The organism is Polynucleobacter sp. JS-Safj-400b-B2, from assembly GCF_018881975.1.
Lineage (GTDB): Bacteria > Pseudomonadota > Gammaproteobacteria > Burkholderiales > Burkholderiaceae > Polynucleobacter.
Window position 1 is genome coordinate 18,641 of the sequence record NZ_JACVPJ010000018.1, and the last position, 15,775, is coordinate 34,415.

Genomic DNA, 15,775 nt, shown 5'->3' on the forward strand with positions numbered 1-15,775 from the left:
AAAGATGAAGCCCACTATCAAAATTGACTTTGTATCCGATATAGCCTGTCCTTGGTGCGCTGTAGGCCTTGGTAATCTTAACCAGGCAATGGAGGAGCTAAAGGATAAGGTAGACTTTGAAGTCCATTTTCGCCCCTTCGAACTAAACCCTAATATGCCTCAGGGTGGTCAAGATGCCATTGAGCACCTTACGGAAAAGTATGGGCTATCAGCAGAGCAGGTCAAAGCTAATCAAGCCAATATTCGGTCTAAGGCAATGGAGGCTGGATTTGAATTTCATCCAGAGGGCCGCAAAAGGGTTTACAACACTTTTGATTCGCATCGCCTACTATATTGGGCAGCCAAAGAATATGACCTGAAAAAACAAGCTGCATTAAAAGCAGAATTGCTCAAAACCTATTTCTGTCTTGCAGTCAATTTAGATGACCCGAAAAATCTATTAGATGCGGTAACTCGTGCTGGCCTAGACCCCCAAAGAGCGCAGACAATTCTAGATGGCGATGAATTTACAAATGAAGTTAGAGCAGAAGAGGTGACCTATACAAAAGTAGGCATCAGCTCGGTACCCTCCATCATTCTGAATGATCAGTACCTCTTACAGGGAGCACAGCCTCCTGAGTCCTTCATCAATGCATTTGAGCAATTAACTCAAGGATCTTAATAGCCTTCCTTGGGTTTCAGCAGATATTGAAATTACTTACACTACTAGCGGCAGAGAAATAAAAACTAGTTACGAATCGATTGCGCGATTTCCATGCCTACCTTTGAAAAGGCGCGACTTTGAGCAGCAACCAGTGCGTCAAAACTTGAGCCCGCTACAGATTCACGAACCAATGAGCGCCCCATCTTCGTCTTTGAATTCAAGCCCGAAACCGAACTTGAGTTTGTATTTTGATCTGTAGACATGCTCTTGCTACTGCCGGGTTTAATTGTCCATAGCACATCCACTAAAACGCTATCCCCAGGATTACTCTCTAAATTTTGGACGTCGATGAAGATTTGATAATCAAAATTAGTTTGGGTGCTTTCTGCAAAATTCCACACATTTGGAGCACCTAAATCACGCGCTAGACTTGCGCCAATCACACGCGCAATTTCGCTTTTAAGAGATCCAGACCAGCGACGATATTCAAATACCTGTGACTCATTACCACCGCTTTGCACCACCAACTGAGGGCGATCCATTCCGCCCGGAACACTTACCGGACCAACCATCAGTTGCATTTTGTTATCGGCCCCTGCCATCACTGGGATAGGCTCTGAGCTGAGTTTGTAATAGGATATTGTTGGCGAGCTACACCCAACCAGCATCAGACTCAACAATATCGAAGTAGATAGCATTCTCATTTCTTCGACCCCTCTGCTGGCTTACCAAATATCAGAGATTGAGGTTGCTGGTCCAACATATCCGTCAGCGTTTTGATTGAAGTTGCTGCTTTTGTTAACTCACGCATGGAATCACGCATATCCGTTATTAAGGGTGAATCGCTTTCAGTGATTGCATTGATATTTTTTAATGTTTTATCAAAATCAGGAATAATTTTCTCGTCCAACTTCGTCACTAAGCGATCTGTCTTTTTGAGTACACTAGCCACTGTCTTTTCAGCATCCTCAAGAGCGTTCGGAATAACCGGTAACTCAGGTGGGTAAACGGAGGGATTAAAAGTAAATTTTGGTGCATCTGGGAAAAAGTCTAAACTAATATACTGTTGACCAGTTAAAAAGCTAGCCGTCTGCATTTGCGCACGAAAGCCTTTCTTTATCAGAGCCTTCAATCGCTCCACCTCGTTCACAGGCGGAGGCAAGATAGCCCCACTTTTCAGGGAGCGCACTTTAAGACGATCGGGATACAGGAAAATTTCAACCGGCTGAATGACTTCATAAGTCTGTGGATCCATTGCTGTTTCAATGCTGACTACTTCGCCTAGGTTGACACCTCTAAACTCTACTGGAGCACCTACCGACAAACCGCGGACGGATTGTTTGAAGTTCAGTACGAACCGTTGAGTTCGGGTATCCGGCTGTTTCATAGCTACTACGCGGGTTGGAAAGAGCGTAAATACAGCATCCTCTTTTGCGCGCTCGGTCAGACTTGAACTTGCCTGCACAGAATCAGTCGCAGCAGCTTGGCTTGGTTGGTTGGTGCTTCGCTCAGACTTATCATCGTGGCCCTGTGGGACCTCAAAAGCAATGCCACCTGCTATAACCGCCACCAAAGACTCTGTTTGAAGCTGAATGCCTGATGCATTAATACTCACATCAATGCCACTAGCATTCCAAAAGCGCGCATTATTTGTCACGTATTGATCGTAAGGTGCGTTAACAAATACTTTAATAGAAATATTCTTACCATCTTTGTCGAGATCATATGCAACCACTTGACCCACATTTAGACGACGAAAATAGACTGGCGTCCCAATGCCGTGGGACCCTAAAGTTGGAGCTCTTAATATGAACTCACGCCCCGGATTGCCATCAGTCAAAATCGGGGGAACCTCAAGCGCCACAAAACTATCCATCTTAGAGGTCGACTGACCTAAATCGGCTGAGATAAAAGGCCCATCAAGCAAAGTACTTAAACCTGAAACTCCGCTCGCAGTAATACGTGGCCTAACAATCCAGAAGCGCGTATCCTCTCTTGCAAAATCCGCCGCATCTTTATTAAGCTGAATGGTTGCAATCACCTGCTGATGGTCCTCAGACAAGATGACCGTCTTTACTAAACCAATAGTGACTTCTTTAAACTTGACAAAGGTTTTTCCCGCAGCCAAGCCATCGCCTGATTTAAAGGCTACAGTAATAGTTGGTCCGCGGTCTACCAACGCCTTGTACATTAAGCCCAATCCAACCAAAACCGCCACAATTGGAATAATCCAAATAATCTGAGGCGCCCAATGTCGCTTGACCTGAGCCACTGCAGATGGGAGATCAGGAAGCTCAGGTCCTTGAGATAAATTAGACATTCGAATCCTTAGCTAAATGATTGTTTTTTCTTGAGCGATCCGCAGTATCCCAAATGAGTCGAGGATCAAAACTTTTTGCAGCAAAAATAGTCAGTACTACTACGGTTGCAAAAGCTATTGCGCCAGCGCCTGCACGAATAGACATCAAGCTTCCAAATTGTACGAGAGCAGTGAGCATGGTGGCAACATAAACGTCAATCATTGACCAGCGCCCAATCGCCTCAACTATCCGATAGAGTTTTGCGCGTAATTTAGGTTTCCAGGTTGAGCGGATTTGCACAGAAATCAATAGGAATGTTAATGAAAATAGCTTTGCAAACGGGATCACAATACTGGCGCAGAATAAGATAATGGCCAATATTTGTGAGTCAGAGGTCCATAGATAAACAACCCCACCAAAAATCGTATCTTTTTCAGTACCAAATAGGGAGCCTGTTGCCATCACAGGCATTAAGTTTGCAGGAATAATCAAAACATAGGCCGCAATAACCAGGGCCCAAGTACGACTAATACTATTTGTCTTACGAGAATGCATTCTTGCTGCGCAACGAATACAGACTAAATGCTGAGACCCTAGTGGGGTACGCTGTGCATAACCACAGGTCTCACAAGCAATAATTCCGTTTGAAGCAGCTGTTAACATAGCTATGCCTGCCCTTTTCTAACCGCATTTACCAGCTTCCAAAAAGTACGGTCATCGAAATTTGCGGCTGAAGCCGTTATTGAGAACATAAGCAAAATAAAAGAAATCAATCCAATATCTGGGACAACCGTAGCAAAGGCATTCAGCTTTGAGATGGTTACCAGAAGCCCCAACATAAACACTTCAATCATGGCCCAAGGCTTTACCAGATGTATTAGTCTATATGCGAGATTAAATCTAGGGGGGAGTCGGCCAAAATGAAGTGGTAATAGCAAATAGATCAACGACATAATTTCCAGGGCAGGCATTAAAAATGTTGTTGCAAAAACGAGTACCGCAATACTCGGTAGGTCATCGCGTATAAGTCTATCAGCAGCTTCGAGCAAGGTGGTTGAATTTGTTAGGCCCTGGGAATCAATGCTGACAATCGGGAAGGAATTCGAAATCAAAAATAAGGCGGCTGCAGTCAACGAAAATATCAAACTGCGTCGCAGACCATCAGGCTGACAGCGATACAAATCATTCTCGCAGCGAATGCAATATGCTTTTCCGCCAAGCTCCAATTCAACCTCTAGCTGCACCAAATCACATTGGTCACAGACTATGACCCCATCTACTGACATAAAGTACACACCCAATCACTAAAAGAAGTTTTATAGCAGTTATTGAAAGATCTTACAGTAGGGTCAACATAGCCGCATTCACAACCCCTGAAGTAACCTTAAAGTCTAAACCCTCACTAGTTCAGATGAGGGTTTGCTTTTCTAGTGAGCCCATTAGGACCTAAATCTAGGGCTAAAGGATTTTGAATCGTCAAAATCTATATATTTGACGTCTGCTATCGGATCGTTATCATATCAATTCAAGGATTACACAAATGACCACAAATACCGCCTTAAGATTGCGCCCCCTAGAACGAGAAGATTTACGTTTTGTCCACGAACTGGATAATAATGAATCAGTTATGCACTATTGGTTCGAGGAGCCTTATGAAGCCTATGTTGAGCTGAGTGATTTATATGAAAAGCATATTCACGATCAAAGTGAGCGTCGTTTTGTTGTCGTTCAGGGCGATAAGTCAGTAGGTTTGGTTGAATTAGTCGAAATTAACCACATCCATCGTCGCGCTGAATTTCAGCTAATCATCAGCCCAGAATATCAAGGTCAAGGTTTTGCGACACAAGCCGTTGTTTTAGCCATGGACTATGCATTCAAGATATTAAATCTCCATAAACTTTCGCTCGTTGTGGATTCTGAAAATGAACGAGCAATTAATGTCTATCGAAAACTTGGTTTCAAAGAAGAGGGTCTCCTAAGACAAGAATATTTTGCCGACGGTATGTATCGCGATGCTTATTGCATGGCAATCTTTCAAAATGAGTTTGTCTCCAAATCATCGAATTAAAGTCCATGACTTTATTTAACACCTCGTGGCACAAATAGATCAATGACCTTGAATTTTATTGGCCATACATTTAACTTGATTACTAACGTAAAAATACTAGCCATGGATAAATGATACCAATTAACCCGAGGAAAAAAATCATTCCAAATATTAGGCCAAACTTCCAGAAGTCAGTTTTACCAATATAACCACTACCGTAGTACAAAGGAGCGGGGCCTGTTGCAAAAGGCGAAATTACTCCCATCAAACCCAAAGAGTAAAGACACAAGCAAGTAAGAACGGTCATGTCTATCCCGGGGATTCCTTGTCCTACCGCAAGCACGACAGGCAGCACGGCCGCTGCATGAGATGTGATACTAGAAAATCCGTAGTGAATCCAAAAAAATAGGCTCACTAAAAGCAGGGTGGCTATCGCTGGGGAGATTCCATCTAGGTGCTGAGAAACTCCTGTCGCAAGCCATTTAATAAAACCAATTTCATTGAGTCCAGAGGCCAAGGTGAGTAATGAGGTGAAGTAAAAGAAGACTTCCCACGCACCTTTCTCCCTCACGATATCGTCAAATGTGATGATGTTCAAAAGAAGCATTAGGGAGATGATGACAAAAACAACCATCGTTGGGTTAATAAAGTTGGAACCTAAAAAGGGTAATGTGATATCAGGATTAGAGCCTGTAATCCAAAGTAGCATGGCCAATAAGACCAAGACTGACATAATTTTTTCATTTCGAGAAAGTGAGCCCATTGCCTGAAGCTCGCCAAGCGCCCATGCTGGAACCTCTGGGCTCTCTTTGATTTCTGGTTTACAAACTAGATAGCCTAGGAGCGGAACCAAAATGAGCAGCAAGATGCCTAATGGTGCGAATCCAAAAAACCATTGCGACCATTGAATATCAAGGCCTATCGTTTTTTTAGCTATACCTAAAGCTGCAATATTTGGCGCTAAAGCAGTCAAGAACATCGAACTGGTGACAGCAGTTGCAGCAAAGGCGCACCACATGATGTAAGTACCAATTTTCTTTGCTGTAGGCCCTGGCTCTGAGCCATAAATATGGGGGATGTTGCTGACAATCGGATAAATAGTTCCGCCACTTCGTGCCGTATTTGACGGGGTGGCAGGTGCAATAGATGCATCAGCTAATGTCACAGCATATGCGAGACCAATCGTTTTTTTACCTATAGCCTTGACGAGATGTAAGGCGATGCGCCTACCAAGACCACTCTTTCTATAGCCTATAGAAAAAATAAATGCCCCAACAATTAACCAAACAGTACTTGCAGAATAGCCTGACAAGGCCCAGCGCAGTGCTTTGTTGGGATCTTTTTCAATAAAACCAGAAATTGCAGCTAGCGTTAAACCAATAAGGCCGACTGCAGCCACCGGCATGGATTCGACAACCAAACCAACGATGACAGCAGCAAAAATGGCAAAGTAATGCCATTGATTGTTCTCAAGCCCAGCAGGGGTGGGACAAAAATACAATGAAAAGCCCACAACGAACGGAAGCCAGAATCGCCAATTTTGCTTCATTGTGCCCCTACCTTTTTTATTAATTGATACCCCATTATATGGATGGCTATTGATCGGTATATAAGCGTTAGTACGAAGATAAACGCCCCGCTATTACTGATGAGGGTAGAAGGCCGTGAATGCCTGATATAAATCAACCCTTAAGATGGTCAATAGCGGTGAGCAAGAAAACGTATACCGAGTTCTAAAGTAAAGAATCGCTACATAAAATAACCATCTGACTTAGCCAACCTTCGCGCAACATGGACTGTGCGCTGCATATTGGCTAAATTAACGATTGTCCAACCAAATGCGACCATGCCATCTAGTGCAATAACAACCATCAACAGATCCCAGCCTGCAGGTAAGGGCATCGCGCCATATCCCACTGTTGTATAGGCACTTCCCGCAAAGAAAATTGCCTGATCAAAATTTGGCACTAGCCCAGCATAAAAAAGAGTCGCACCCCATATAAATATTTCAGCTAAATGAGATCCTACCAATACAAAAGATAGTCCATAAAAAAGAAAGAGGGTGTAACGAAATTTCTTATCGAGAATAAATTTTCTAGAAAATATCTGATAGGCATTAGTAACGAAATAATTGTAGACGGCATGAAAAATGAGCAATAGAAAAAGCATTGCTCCGCCAAAAAGTATTGCATCAAAATTAAAGAAGTGGCTAGACGGACTAATCATTTAGGACCCTGTGCTAATTGGCTTGGTAATCCAAATAGTGCCATAAATAGGAGAAGCAAAAAACCCACACTATTTCTGATGAGGGTTTTATCTGGTAGACCCACCAGGACTTGAACCTGGGACCAAAGGATTATGAGAGCAGATATCCAAAGAAAACCTCTAGGATTTCAAGAGGTTATAGCGCCTGATTATCGGTGTGTAGCGTTTTGTGTAGTGGTTCAGATAGAAAATGGCCCAAAGATTTCTCTTTGGGCCATTCATTTGCTGGCTTTAATTCTACTTGTGACCGCCTAATATCGATGCAAACTGAAATAGGGATTGTGAAACCGAGCTATTTGTGGGGTTAGATGTCGGGGACCCCGCACCAGAACCGTTATCTCGATTTAGAGACCACATTGAGAGCTCAGCCACTCTTGAATCAGTCGCCGCATAGCTCGCCAATTGCTGCGCATCTGCAAGAGTAAATACCTCACTCACAATGTCATTTACACCAATCAGCGCAGTAGCACCAATCTTAGTAGATTGCATACCTAAGTTATTGAGCTGCGTTTCGGTGGCTTTAATTGCGTCAATTGCATTTTGACCCATTTTTCCACCATTATCGACCGTTGTGCCATAGTCCATCGTCATGATGTTCACGATATCGATACGCACCCCATCTGCCTTAGCCTGCTTTAGTAAGTTCAATCCATTATCTACCAAGCCCTGAGGTAATACAGGTACGGTGTAGATCACTTCCAAACCAGGATTAGCAGCCTCTAATGCTTTCAAGGCTTGGTCACGGAGCTTATTAGCCGCAACGTTATCGATTGCAGCGCCCTCAATATCAAAGTCCAGTGACTTTACACCGTAGCGATCAATCACTGATTGGTATTCGGCTTGCAGTTGGGCGGCGGAAGTAGCTACCAAAGCAGGATCGATTCCAGCGGCTCCTCCGAATGAGATAGTCACCTTTACTAACGCAGCTTGAAGACCTTTAACATCGGCAAGCACGCTATTGCCATTCGGAAAAGAGTCATTGGCAATACTATCTATTCCAGCCCACCCAACACCGCCCTTGCCATTACTTTGAACAAAAGCCATTGTCAGCGCTTTCAGACCTGCAGTGGCTGCCATTTGCACAATATTTTCCCCGGGGTTTAACGTCATATCAACATAAGGTGAAAATACTGGCCCCGCTGGAGCAGCGGTTAATGTGGTGGTTGTCAGACTTGTAGTGTTTGGGGATACGCCTTGGGCATTCACTGCTTCGACCGAGAATTTATAAGTCGTGCCAGGGTTCAATCCATTGATTGCAATGGCTGTATCTTTTGTAGTTGCTACCTGCACGCCATTCTGAAAAACAATATAGCTTGTTGGCAAACCTCCACCACTTGCCCACGATAAACCAACGGCGGTATTTGTCTCACCTGTCATCGTTAAATTGATAGGTGCATTAGGAGCCGTAATTTTGGTAGGCCCAACGAGCGTCCAAGGCTGACCAGAGCTGGAGCCACCATTGTGAGTGGCAGGATCATCGCCACTAACCCACCAATTTGCTTTATAGGTATTGCCGTTGTAGGTAACTAATTGACCAGCGGTATAAATTGCTGTCGCAGAGTAAACCAAAGGATCAGTAGTGATAGTTACTGGTGGGGTTACTACAGGCGGAGTCACCACCGGCGGTGTTACCACCGGAGGAGTAACTACAGGTGGGGTTACAACGGGTGGAGTAGTTGTAGTCCCTGACACAACAGTCCAAGGCTGACCAGTATTTGCCACTCCGTTATTTTTAGAGGGATCTTTTCCTTGAACCCAATAATTAGCCTTATAGATAACGCCGTTTAGGGTTACTGTTTGGCCAGCAGTATAGACAGCGGTTGCTGAATAAGCAGGATTAGTAGGGCCACCAGCAATTATGGTCCAAGGCTGACCAGAACTAGAGGTGCCACTATTTAGTGCTGGGTCTGTACCACTAACCCAATAATTTGCTTGATACGTAATTCCATTTAACGTTACTGTCATACCAGCGGTATAGACAGCAGTTGGTGAGTATGTTGCAGTTGTTGTAGCCATTTGATGTTCCTTACATAATATTTACAAGGTTAACTAAAGCCTTTTTGTGAAAGAAGTCATGAGGAGGGTTTCATTGCATACCCCCTTTTCCTAGTAGCCCAGCACTTGCCAATAGTCTTAAACGTGATGAGCGCCATTCGGAAATACACCGAATTTTTTCCTGCTGAGCTTCTGCCAAGGCAGTTTGTGTTGAGAGTAATTCCAAAATATCAGCAGCCCCGAGGCTGTATCTCTTGACCGAGGATTGAACGGCAGAGTTGGCAGACTGCAATAACTTTTCAGAAGCATCTAAATTAACAATGGATGAACTTGTGTCTGAATACGACTTCACAATTTCCATCAGAATTTGATGTTCGACCTCTTCCATCTCGGCCCCAGCTTTCTCGGCCTGGGCTTGAGCGCCTCGAATTTTATAAGTTCTACTAAAACCCTCAAATAATGGGATATTGATAACAAATCCAACTGAAGTCGTATTTGAATTAACCGCTTGCAAGCCTTGATTGGGGTAACCGTTTTTATAAAAATTCCCTGAAAAATCGATAGTTGGCAAACCTTCCGAGCGAGCGGTAGTAATTTTTTCTTGAGCAGATCCCCATTTAGCCTTTGCCGCCTTAATGGCTGGATGTTCTTTTTGCGCAGCCTGTAACCACTCGTCCAAATCTTTTTGGGTTTGTTTATGAGTTTGCTCTTGCGGCTCCTGCAATGTTATTTTGGTTTGTACACTTAAACCCATGGCAAAAATGAGGCTCGCCAGAGTCTTACGATATTCACCTTGAGCTCGGTTGCTAGCAAGTTGCGCTTTTGAAAGGGCTGTTTGAGCTTGTAGAGTATCGCTCTTAGCAGATACTCCTTGATTCTCGCGCCGGATTGTGGCGTCCAATGCAGCCTGTGCATATTGCACAGATAACTCTTTACTTTTAACAGTAGCCTGTGAAGTTAAGGTGTCAAAATAATTACCAATAATGGTAGACATAGCTTTCTGCATACTAGCGTCATGAGCAGCAAGCGCTGATTGCAGTAATAAATTTGCTGATGCGCGATTTGCTCCCCTGCCGCCGAAGTCAAATAAGCGCCAATTCAGATTGGCATATGTACTTTGTCCATTAGTAATACTGTTGGCATATGTCGCCTGAGGGTAATTAACTTGAGTTTGCTGCGGACTCAAAGATGCATTTAATGTTGGTAAATATGCAGCGCGGGATTCACCCACAGCACCGGTTTGAATTTTGATATTTGCCCAAGCTTGCTTAATCTGCGGGTTATTACATAAACCTAAGTCGATAACTTCACTTAAAGCCAAGGGCTGATTTAGATCTACCTGTGCAGGACACACAATGGGAGATTGATCAGGCAAAAAAGGTCCCTTTGCCAACACTGGAGGGGCAGCCCCTAAGGGGTCAATCCATAGATCAGGAACGCCGACATCTTGCGAGGCTTGTGCAACACTAAACACGAAGGGCCAAATCAAATGAAGTAGCTTAGCGTTCATGCAAGCTCTCCCGACCATGGGTAATTAAAGGAGAGAGGACATACTCGATAATGCGACGTTCGCCTGTTTTAATTTCAACATTAGCAGTCATGCCTGGGGTTAATGGCATATCTTTGCCATCCACTACTATGCTTGGCTTATCAATGGTGACCTTAACGGCATAAAGCAATCCTTTAGGACCCTCTTTATTAGTTTGCGGGTCTTTATTGGAAATCGATCCAGAACCATTGCTTGAAAAATCAATTGCATCTCTCGATACATGACTCACTATTGCGGGAATAGTGCCGTACTTGATGTACTCATATGCGTCAATTTTGACCTGTGCCTTTTGGCCATCTCTCAGGAAACCAATATCTTTGTTTTCAATATAGGCTTCTAATTCAACATTCTGACTGTCCGGCACTAAGACCATAATTGTTTGCGCTGCTGGCACTACGCCACCAATGGTGTGAACTGCTAACTGCTGGATAGTGCCATCAACAGGGGCCATTATTCGTAACTGCTCACTATGTGCAGCCGCTTTGTTGACATCTTGTGCTGCACCAGACCAAATACGAGTGGCTTGATAGAGTTCGTCTTGTAGTGTTTTACGGGTCTCTGAAGTCAGTGATGCTAATTGTGTCTTAGCGTCATCTAGCTGCCCCAAAATTTCAATACGTGCTTGCTCTTTTTCTAAATAAGCATGCTCAGAGACATCGTGATCCTTAGCCAATTCAGCGTAGTTATTAGCACGACGTGTAGCCAGAGGTAAAGCAGCGCTATATCGCTTCACTTGAGATGCAATCCTTGCTCGTTTAGCAGAATATTCACCCCATTGATCATTCATGTGGCTTACTGCACTTTGATAGTGCGCCTCATCTACCCCCTGAATCGGGGCTAATGTTGGAGGAGTACTTGTTTGAATGGCACTCAGGAGCGCTTTAGAACGCTCCATTTGTAATAGCGCTAATTGACGATCTCCCTCTGCCTTATTATGATCACTATCAGCGCCTCTTGCATCTAACTCAATGAGAAGATCTCCAGCCTTAACATGCTGGCCTTCTTCAACAAAGAGTCCTATTACTTTTGCCGTTTCTACTGAGGCAATGGTTTTTGTATAACCCCCAGCAATGATCTTTCCTTGACCATTGACAATAATGTCGACCTTCCCAAATATTGACCACAATAGAATCAAAAAAATGAAGCCAATGAGAATACGTGCCACCCATCGTCCCGCTGGCGAGACTGGTGTAGCCTGTAATGAAAGTGCTGCTGGCAAAAACTCTGCTTCATGAGCTTTGAGATCCGGAAGATCCAATTGTTTTCGACGCTCCCACCAAAAAAGAAAGGATTCGCGATAGCGCCCAAGTAGCTCTTTGATTGCTTCTGTTCGATGGCGCAAGCTCATGATTTGCCTCCATCTTGCAAATGATGAAGATGATGGTAGATGCCTGCATGATTTTCTAATAGCTCTTGATGTGAACCTATTTCAACAATTTGACCCTTATCCATCACGATGATGCGATTAGCATCGCGTACGGCTGATAAACGATGCGCAATTATCAGAACCGTACGATCCTGACAAATAGAGCGCATATTGTCTTGAATAATTTTTTCTGATTCATAGTCAAGCGCACTGGTTGCCTCATCAAAAATCAAGATGCGAGGATTGGTGATTAGGGCCCGAGCAATCGCAATACGTTGCCGCTGCCCACCAGATAAACCTGTGCCATGCTCACCAATCATGGTGTCATATCCTTCGGGGAGCTCACAGATAAACTCGTGTGCACCTGCTAACGTCGCAGCGGCTACGATAGCCTCAAAAGGTAGGCTAGGATTACTTAAGGCAATATTGTCTCTAACGGAACGATTAAACAGAGTATTTTCTTGAAGAACAACACCGATCTGCTGACGCAATGAGGCCGTATCTATGATGGCAATATTTTGGCCATCCACCAAGACTTTTCCTCGATCAGGGACATATAAACGCTGCGCCAATTTTGTGAGGGTACTTTTACCCGAACCAGAGCGGCCAACAATGCCAATGACTTCCCCCGGGGATACTGATAAATTCACATTCCTGAGAACTTCTACTCCATCCGCCCGATAACGGAAAGAAACACCTTCAAAACTAATAGCTCCTTGTAGGCGAGAAAGGCGAGTTTTCTGACCATCTATCTCCGTATGCGTATTAAGAATATCTCCCAAGCGGCTCATAGAGATGCCCACCTGCTGAAAGTCATTCCATAGCTGAGCCAATCGCAAGATTGGACTAGAAACCTGGGTGGCAAGCATATTAAATGCGATTAACTCACCCACGGTTAATTTGTTATCAATGACAAGACCTGCACCAATCCACATAATGAGCGCGGTAACGACCTTGCTAATAAGGCCGACAGTGCCACTTGCAACAGTTGACACATTGGTTACCGATAAACCTGCAGTGACATACCCCGCCAATTGCTGATTCCATTTTTGAACCCATCGTGGCTCAACTGCCATTGACTTCACCGTATCAATGCCGCTGATGGTTTCCACTAAAAAAGATTGGTTTTCTGCGCCTTTATTAAATTTCTCATTTAAACGATCACGAATGATTGGGGTACAGAAAAGCGAAATGACTACATATAAGGGTATTGATATGAGGACAACTAAGGTTAGCAAAGGGCTATACCAGAACATGACCGCCAGAAAGATGAACGAAAAGAGTATGTCCAAAACCACAGTCATGGCATTGCCAGTTAAAAACGAGCGTATGTTTTCTAACTCTCGAATACGAGCGACAGAGTCGCCTACCCTACGAGATTGGAAATAGGAAATGGGAAGATTGAGAAGATGACGAAATAGTCTTGCACCTAACTCCACATCAATCTTAGAGCTGGTATGCGCAAAGACCCAGGTTCTAATGCCATTGAGGGCGGCCTCAAATACCATGGAGCAAATTAAGCCTATAGCAATGACATTGAGAGTTTTCATTGCATGATTGACCAAAACCTTATCCATCACGACCTGGAAAAACATTGGAGTAATTAGGGCAACAAGCTGTAATGCGAGTGAAATGATCAATATTTCACCCAATAATTTTCGGTATTTCACAATAGCCGGAATAAACCAAGTGAAATCAAAGCGCGCCATTGCGCCAGCAAAGCTCGCCTTGCTCGTAAAAAATATGAATTCACCAGTCCACAAAGAAAATAATTCATCCAAAGTGATTAGTAACGGCGCCTGCCCTGGATGCTGAATCAGCAGCTTTTCTTCAATGAGCTTTGCAACGATGAAATATTCACCCTCTTTACTAATGGCAACAGCCGGCAAGGGGGCTTTATTCATCCGACTAACATCCTGCTTAATAAGCTTCGCAGTCATACCGAGATCACGAGCAGCCAACAGTATTTGCTGATTTGTCAGCTTGGCGCCAAAATCATGAGTGATTTTGGAGGCATCAGCTGAAATGCCATGCAATGCAGCCATCGAAAGAATGGCCCAAAGACCAGAATCTATCTTTGCCTCAGCATTGACATTGGAGTCTGCATCAGGATTAGCATCGGGTTCTTTACTTATTTTGATGTTCATTTTTTGTTACTGGCAGTACTGCATATACATTTGAGTTAACTGCATTTGGCTACCTCTCTGCGACTGCTCCATTCGATCAACCGCTGCCAGATCAGCCGCTTTACCACCATCAATATATGGAACAGGCCACGCGGATGCTCTGGCCAAACTTGTTTGCAAGTTCGATTGACTGTATTGAATCTTTTGAGCTAGGTTTTTGCAAATCTCATCCTTTGTTTGAGCATTTACATGCCCAAAAATGTCCATTACTGCTAAACCTACGATAATTTTTTTCAATTCTCGCTCCGGTCAAACTGTTTCTATGTAAGGATATTACTCACACTTTTGGTCAAAATTAGCGTATTTTTATTCGGTAATGAATTTACTAAAAACCTATTTAAGTAAAGGCTTGTCAACCTATATATCGAATCCATTCGGTATTAATTTCTGAATGTTTTGTAATTTGCCGATAGAATTACTTAAATCCATTTAGATCTTAAATTTATGAGCAATTCTGATTACTACCTTACTAAGGAATCCAAGCAAGTTCGCAGTCAGGTACGCGTCGAGAAAATACTTGATGCAGTCGAGGATTTAACGGTCCAGACTCCATCGAAAAAGATCGACGTCCAGTCGATAGCCAAAAAGGCTTTTATCTCAGTTGGAGCGATATATCACCACTTCCCTTCTGTAGATAGTATCTTTGCAAGTTTGTTAATACGAAAAGTTCGCCGAAGACTAAATTCATTAATTACATTACTAGAAGGTCTAGGGCCTGAAGTGACCCTAGATATGGCTGCTGACAATATGATTGACCAAACATTTGCTGAGTGGAATCAAAAGCCAATAGCAGCTAAAAAAGAGACTCTGTCCTTGTACTATCAAAATGCAAGCAAACCAGAGTTCTTTTCCTCCTATTCTAAGGTTTTGTATCCGTACGTTAGAGCCTTTATTCAGCGCAACACTTCCGGAACCATACGCGATATTTCTGAAGAGGAGTGGCCGTTCCTTAACCGAACATCTCTAACCGCAATAATCACCCCTTTTTGGAAGAAAATCCCATTGCCGGCACCCAGGCTCACAAGACTATAGTTAAAGACATTGTGCTGCGCATCTATTCAAAGTAGTTCCCGATGTCATGAAGAGGCCAGGTCGAACACAATAAGGTTGAGCCTTCAGCTGTGTATTTTTACTTGAAACTACTCCATCAGGCCGAGCTGTTTAGAGATCAATTTGGTAGCTTGAACCATCTCAAAAGCAGTTGTATTAGCTGGACTCAAGTCATTACCCGAGTCTATGGCTTCTTTTTACACTACAGAGTGTTGCAACCCACGGCTTTCAAATGTCAATTAATAGCCTTGAATTCAACTGATCGATGCAACACACTACAAACTGCGTAAGCAAAAGGAGTGTTGCTCATGAAACAACGGCCCCGAATCTATTACACGGCCACCCAGAAGGCTTTAATGTGGGAACGCTGGCAA

At 43.7% G+C, this 15,775-nt stretch carries 14 protein-coding genes; 3 read left to right on the forward strand and 11 right to left on the reverse strand.

Going from position 1 to position 15,775, the window contains the following annotated elements; translation table 11 throughout:
- Positions 1-4: 4 nt before the first annotated feature.
- Entirely contained in the window at positions 5-661 is a 657-nt protein-coding gene (locus ICN48_RS12625) for a DsbA family oxidoreductase (protein ID WP_216154036.1), read from the forward strand.
- Between the two features lie 65 nt (positions 662-726).
- Here the strand turns inward: ICN48_RS12625 and ICN48_RS12630 are convergent, their stop codons facing one another.
- The 4 genes from ICN48_RS12630 to ICN48_RS12645 are packed head-to-tail and all read right to left on the reverse strand — an operon-like array spanning position 727 to position 4,229.
- Positions 727-1,347: a membrane integrity-associated transporter subunit PqiC gene (locus ICN48_RS12630; protein WP_216154037.1), complete on the reverse strand. Its 621-nt coding sequence runs from the start codon at positions 1,345-1,347 to the stop codon at positions 727-729.
- Positions 1,344-2,963, reverse strand: coding sequence for an intermembrane transport protein PqiB (locus ICN48_RS12635; RefSeq protein WP_216154038.1), 1,620 nt, complete (start codon positions 2,961-2,963; stop codon positions 1,344-1,346). Before ICN48_RS12635 ends, ICN48_RS12630 begins: the two co-directional genes overlap by 4 nt.
- Positions 2,956-3,606, reverse strand: coding sequence for a paraquat-inducible protein A (locus tag ICN48_RS12640; RefSeq protein ID WP_216154039.1), 651 nt, complete (start codon positions 3,604-3,606; stop codon positions 2,956-2,958). Before ICN48_RS12640 ends, ICN48_RS12635 begins: the two co-directional genes overlap by 8 nt.
- A 2-nt stretch (positions 3,607-3,608) precedes the next feature.
- Positions 3,609-4,229 carry a paraquat-inducible protein A gene (locus tag ICN48_RS12645; RefSeq protein ID WP_216154040.1) on the reverse strand — a complete coding sequence of 207 codons (621 nt, stop codon included), beginning with the start codon at positions 4,227-4,229 and terminating at the stop codon, positions 3,609-3,611.
- Between the two features lie 254 nt (positions 4,230-4,483).
- Here ICN48_RS12645 and speG point away from each other — a divergent pair, with 254 nt between their 5' ends.
- Positions 4,484-5,011, forward strand: coding sequence for a spermidine N1-acetyltransferase (speG, locus tag ICN48_RS12650; RefSeq protein ID WP_216154041.1), 528 nt, complete (start codon positions 4,484-4,486; stop codon positions 5,009-5,011).
- Positions 5,012-5,093: 82 nt separating this feature from the next.
- Here the strand turns inward: speG and ICN48_RS12655 are convergent, their stop codons facing one another.
- The 7 genes from ICN48_RS12655 to ICN48_RS12685 all read right to left on the reverse strand — a co-directional run bounded on the left by ICN48_RS12655 (position 5,094) and on the right by ICN48_RS12685 (position 14,588).
- Entirely contained in the window at positions 5,094-6,539 is a 1,446-nt protein-coding gene (locus ICN48_RS12655; RefSeq protein WP_216154042.1) for a DASS family sodium-coupled anion symporter, read from the reverse strand.
- A gap of 200 nt (positions 6,540-6,739) precedes the next feature.
- Positions 6,740-7,216: an ion channel gene (locus ICN48_RS12660; RefSeq protein ID WP_216154043.1), complete on the reverse strand. Its 477-nt coding sequence runs from the start codon at positions 7,214-7,216 to the stop codon at positions 6,740-6,742.
- 276 nt (positions 7,217-7,492) lie between these two features.
- Positions 7,493-9,271 carry a carbohydrate-binding protein gene (locus tag ICN48_RS14040; protein WP_216154044.1) on the reverse strand — a complete coding sequence of 593 codons (1,779 nt, stop codon included), beginning with the start codon at positions 9,269-9,271 and terminating at the stop codon, positions 7,493-7,495.
- 70 nt (positions 9,272-9,341) lie between these two features.
- Complete coding sequence (locus ICN48_RS12670) at positions 9,342-10,760, reverse strand: TolC family protein (RefSeq protein ID WP_216154045.1); 1,419 nt, start codon at positions 10,758-10,760, stop codon at positions 9,342-9,344.
- Positions 10,750-12,147, reverse strand: coding sequence for an HlyD family type I secretion periplasmic adaptor subunit (locus tag ICN48_RS12675; RefSeq protein ID WP_216154046.1), 1,398 nt, complete (start codon positions 12,145-12,147; stop codon positions 10,750-10,752). Before ICN48_RS12675 ends, ICN48_RS12670 begins: the two co-directional genes overlap by 11 nt.
- Entirely contained in the window at positions 12,144-14,312 is a 2,169-nt protein-coding gene (locus ICN48_RS12680; RefSeq protein WP_216154047.1) for a type I secretion system permease/ATPase, read from the reverse strand. Before ICN48_RS12680 ends, ICN48_RS12675 begins: the two co-directional genes overlap by 4 nt.
- 6 nt (positions 14,313-14,318) lie before the next feature.
- A complete protein-coding gene (locus ICN48_RS12685) occupies positions 14,319-14,588 on the reverse strand; it encodes a hypothetical protein (protein ID WP_216154048.1) in 270 nt (89 codons plus the stop codon).
- A 207-nt stretch (positions 14,589-14,795) separates the two neighbouring features.
- Here ICN48_RS12685 and ICN48_RS12690 point away from each other — a divergent pair, with 207 nt between their 5' ends.
- Positions 14,796-15,383, forward strand: coding sequence for a TetR/AcrR family transcriptional regulator (locus ICN48_RS12690; protein ID WP_216154049.1), 588 nt, complete (start codon positions 14,796-14,798; stop codon positions 15,381-15,383).
- The last annotated feature ends 392 nt before the right edge of the window (positions 15,384-15,775 follow it).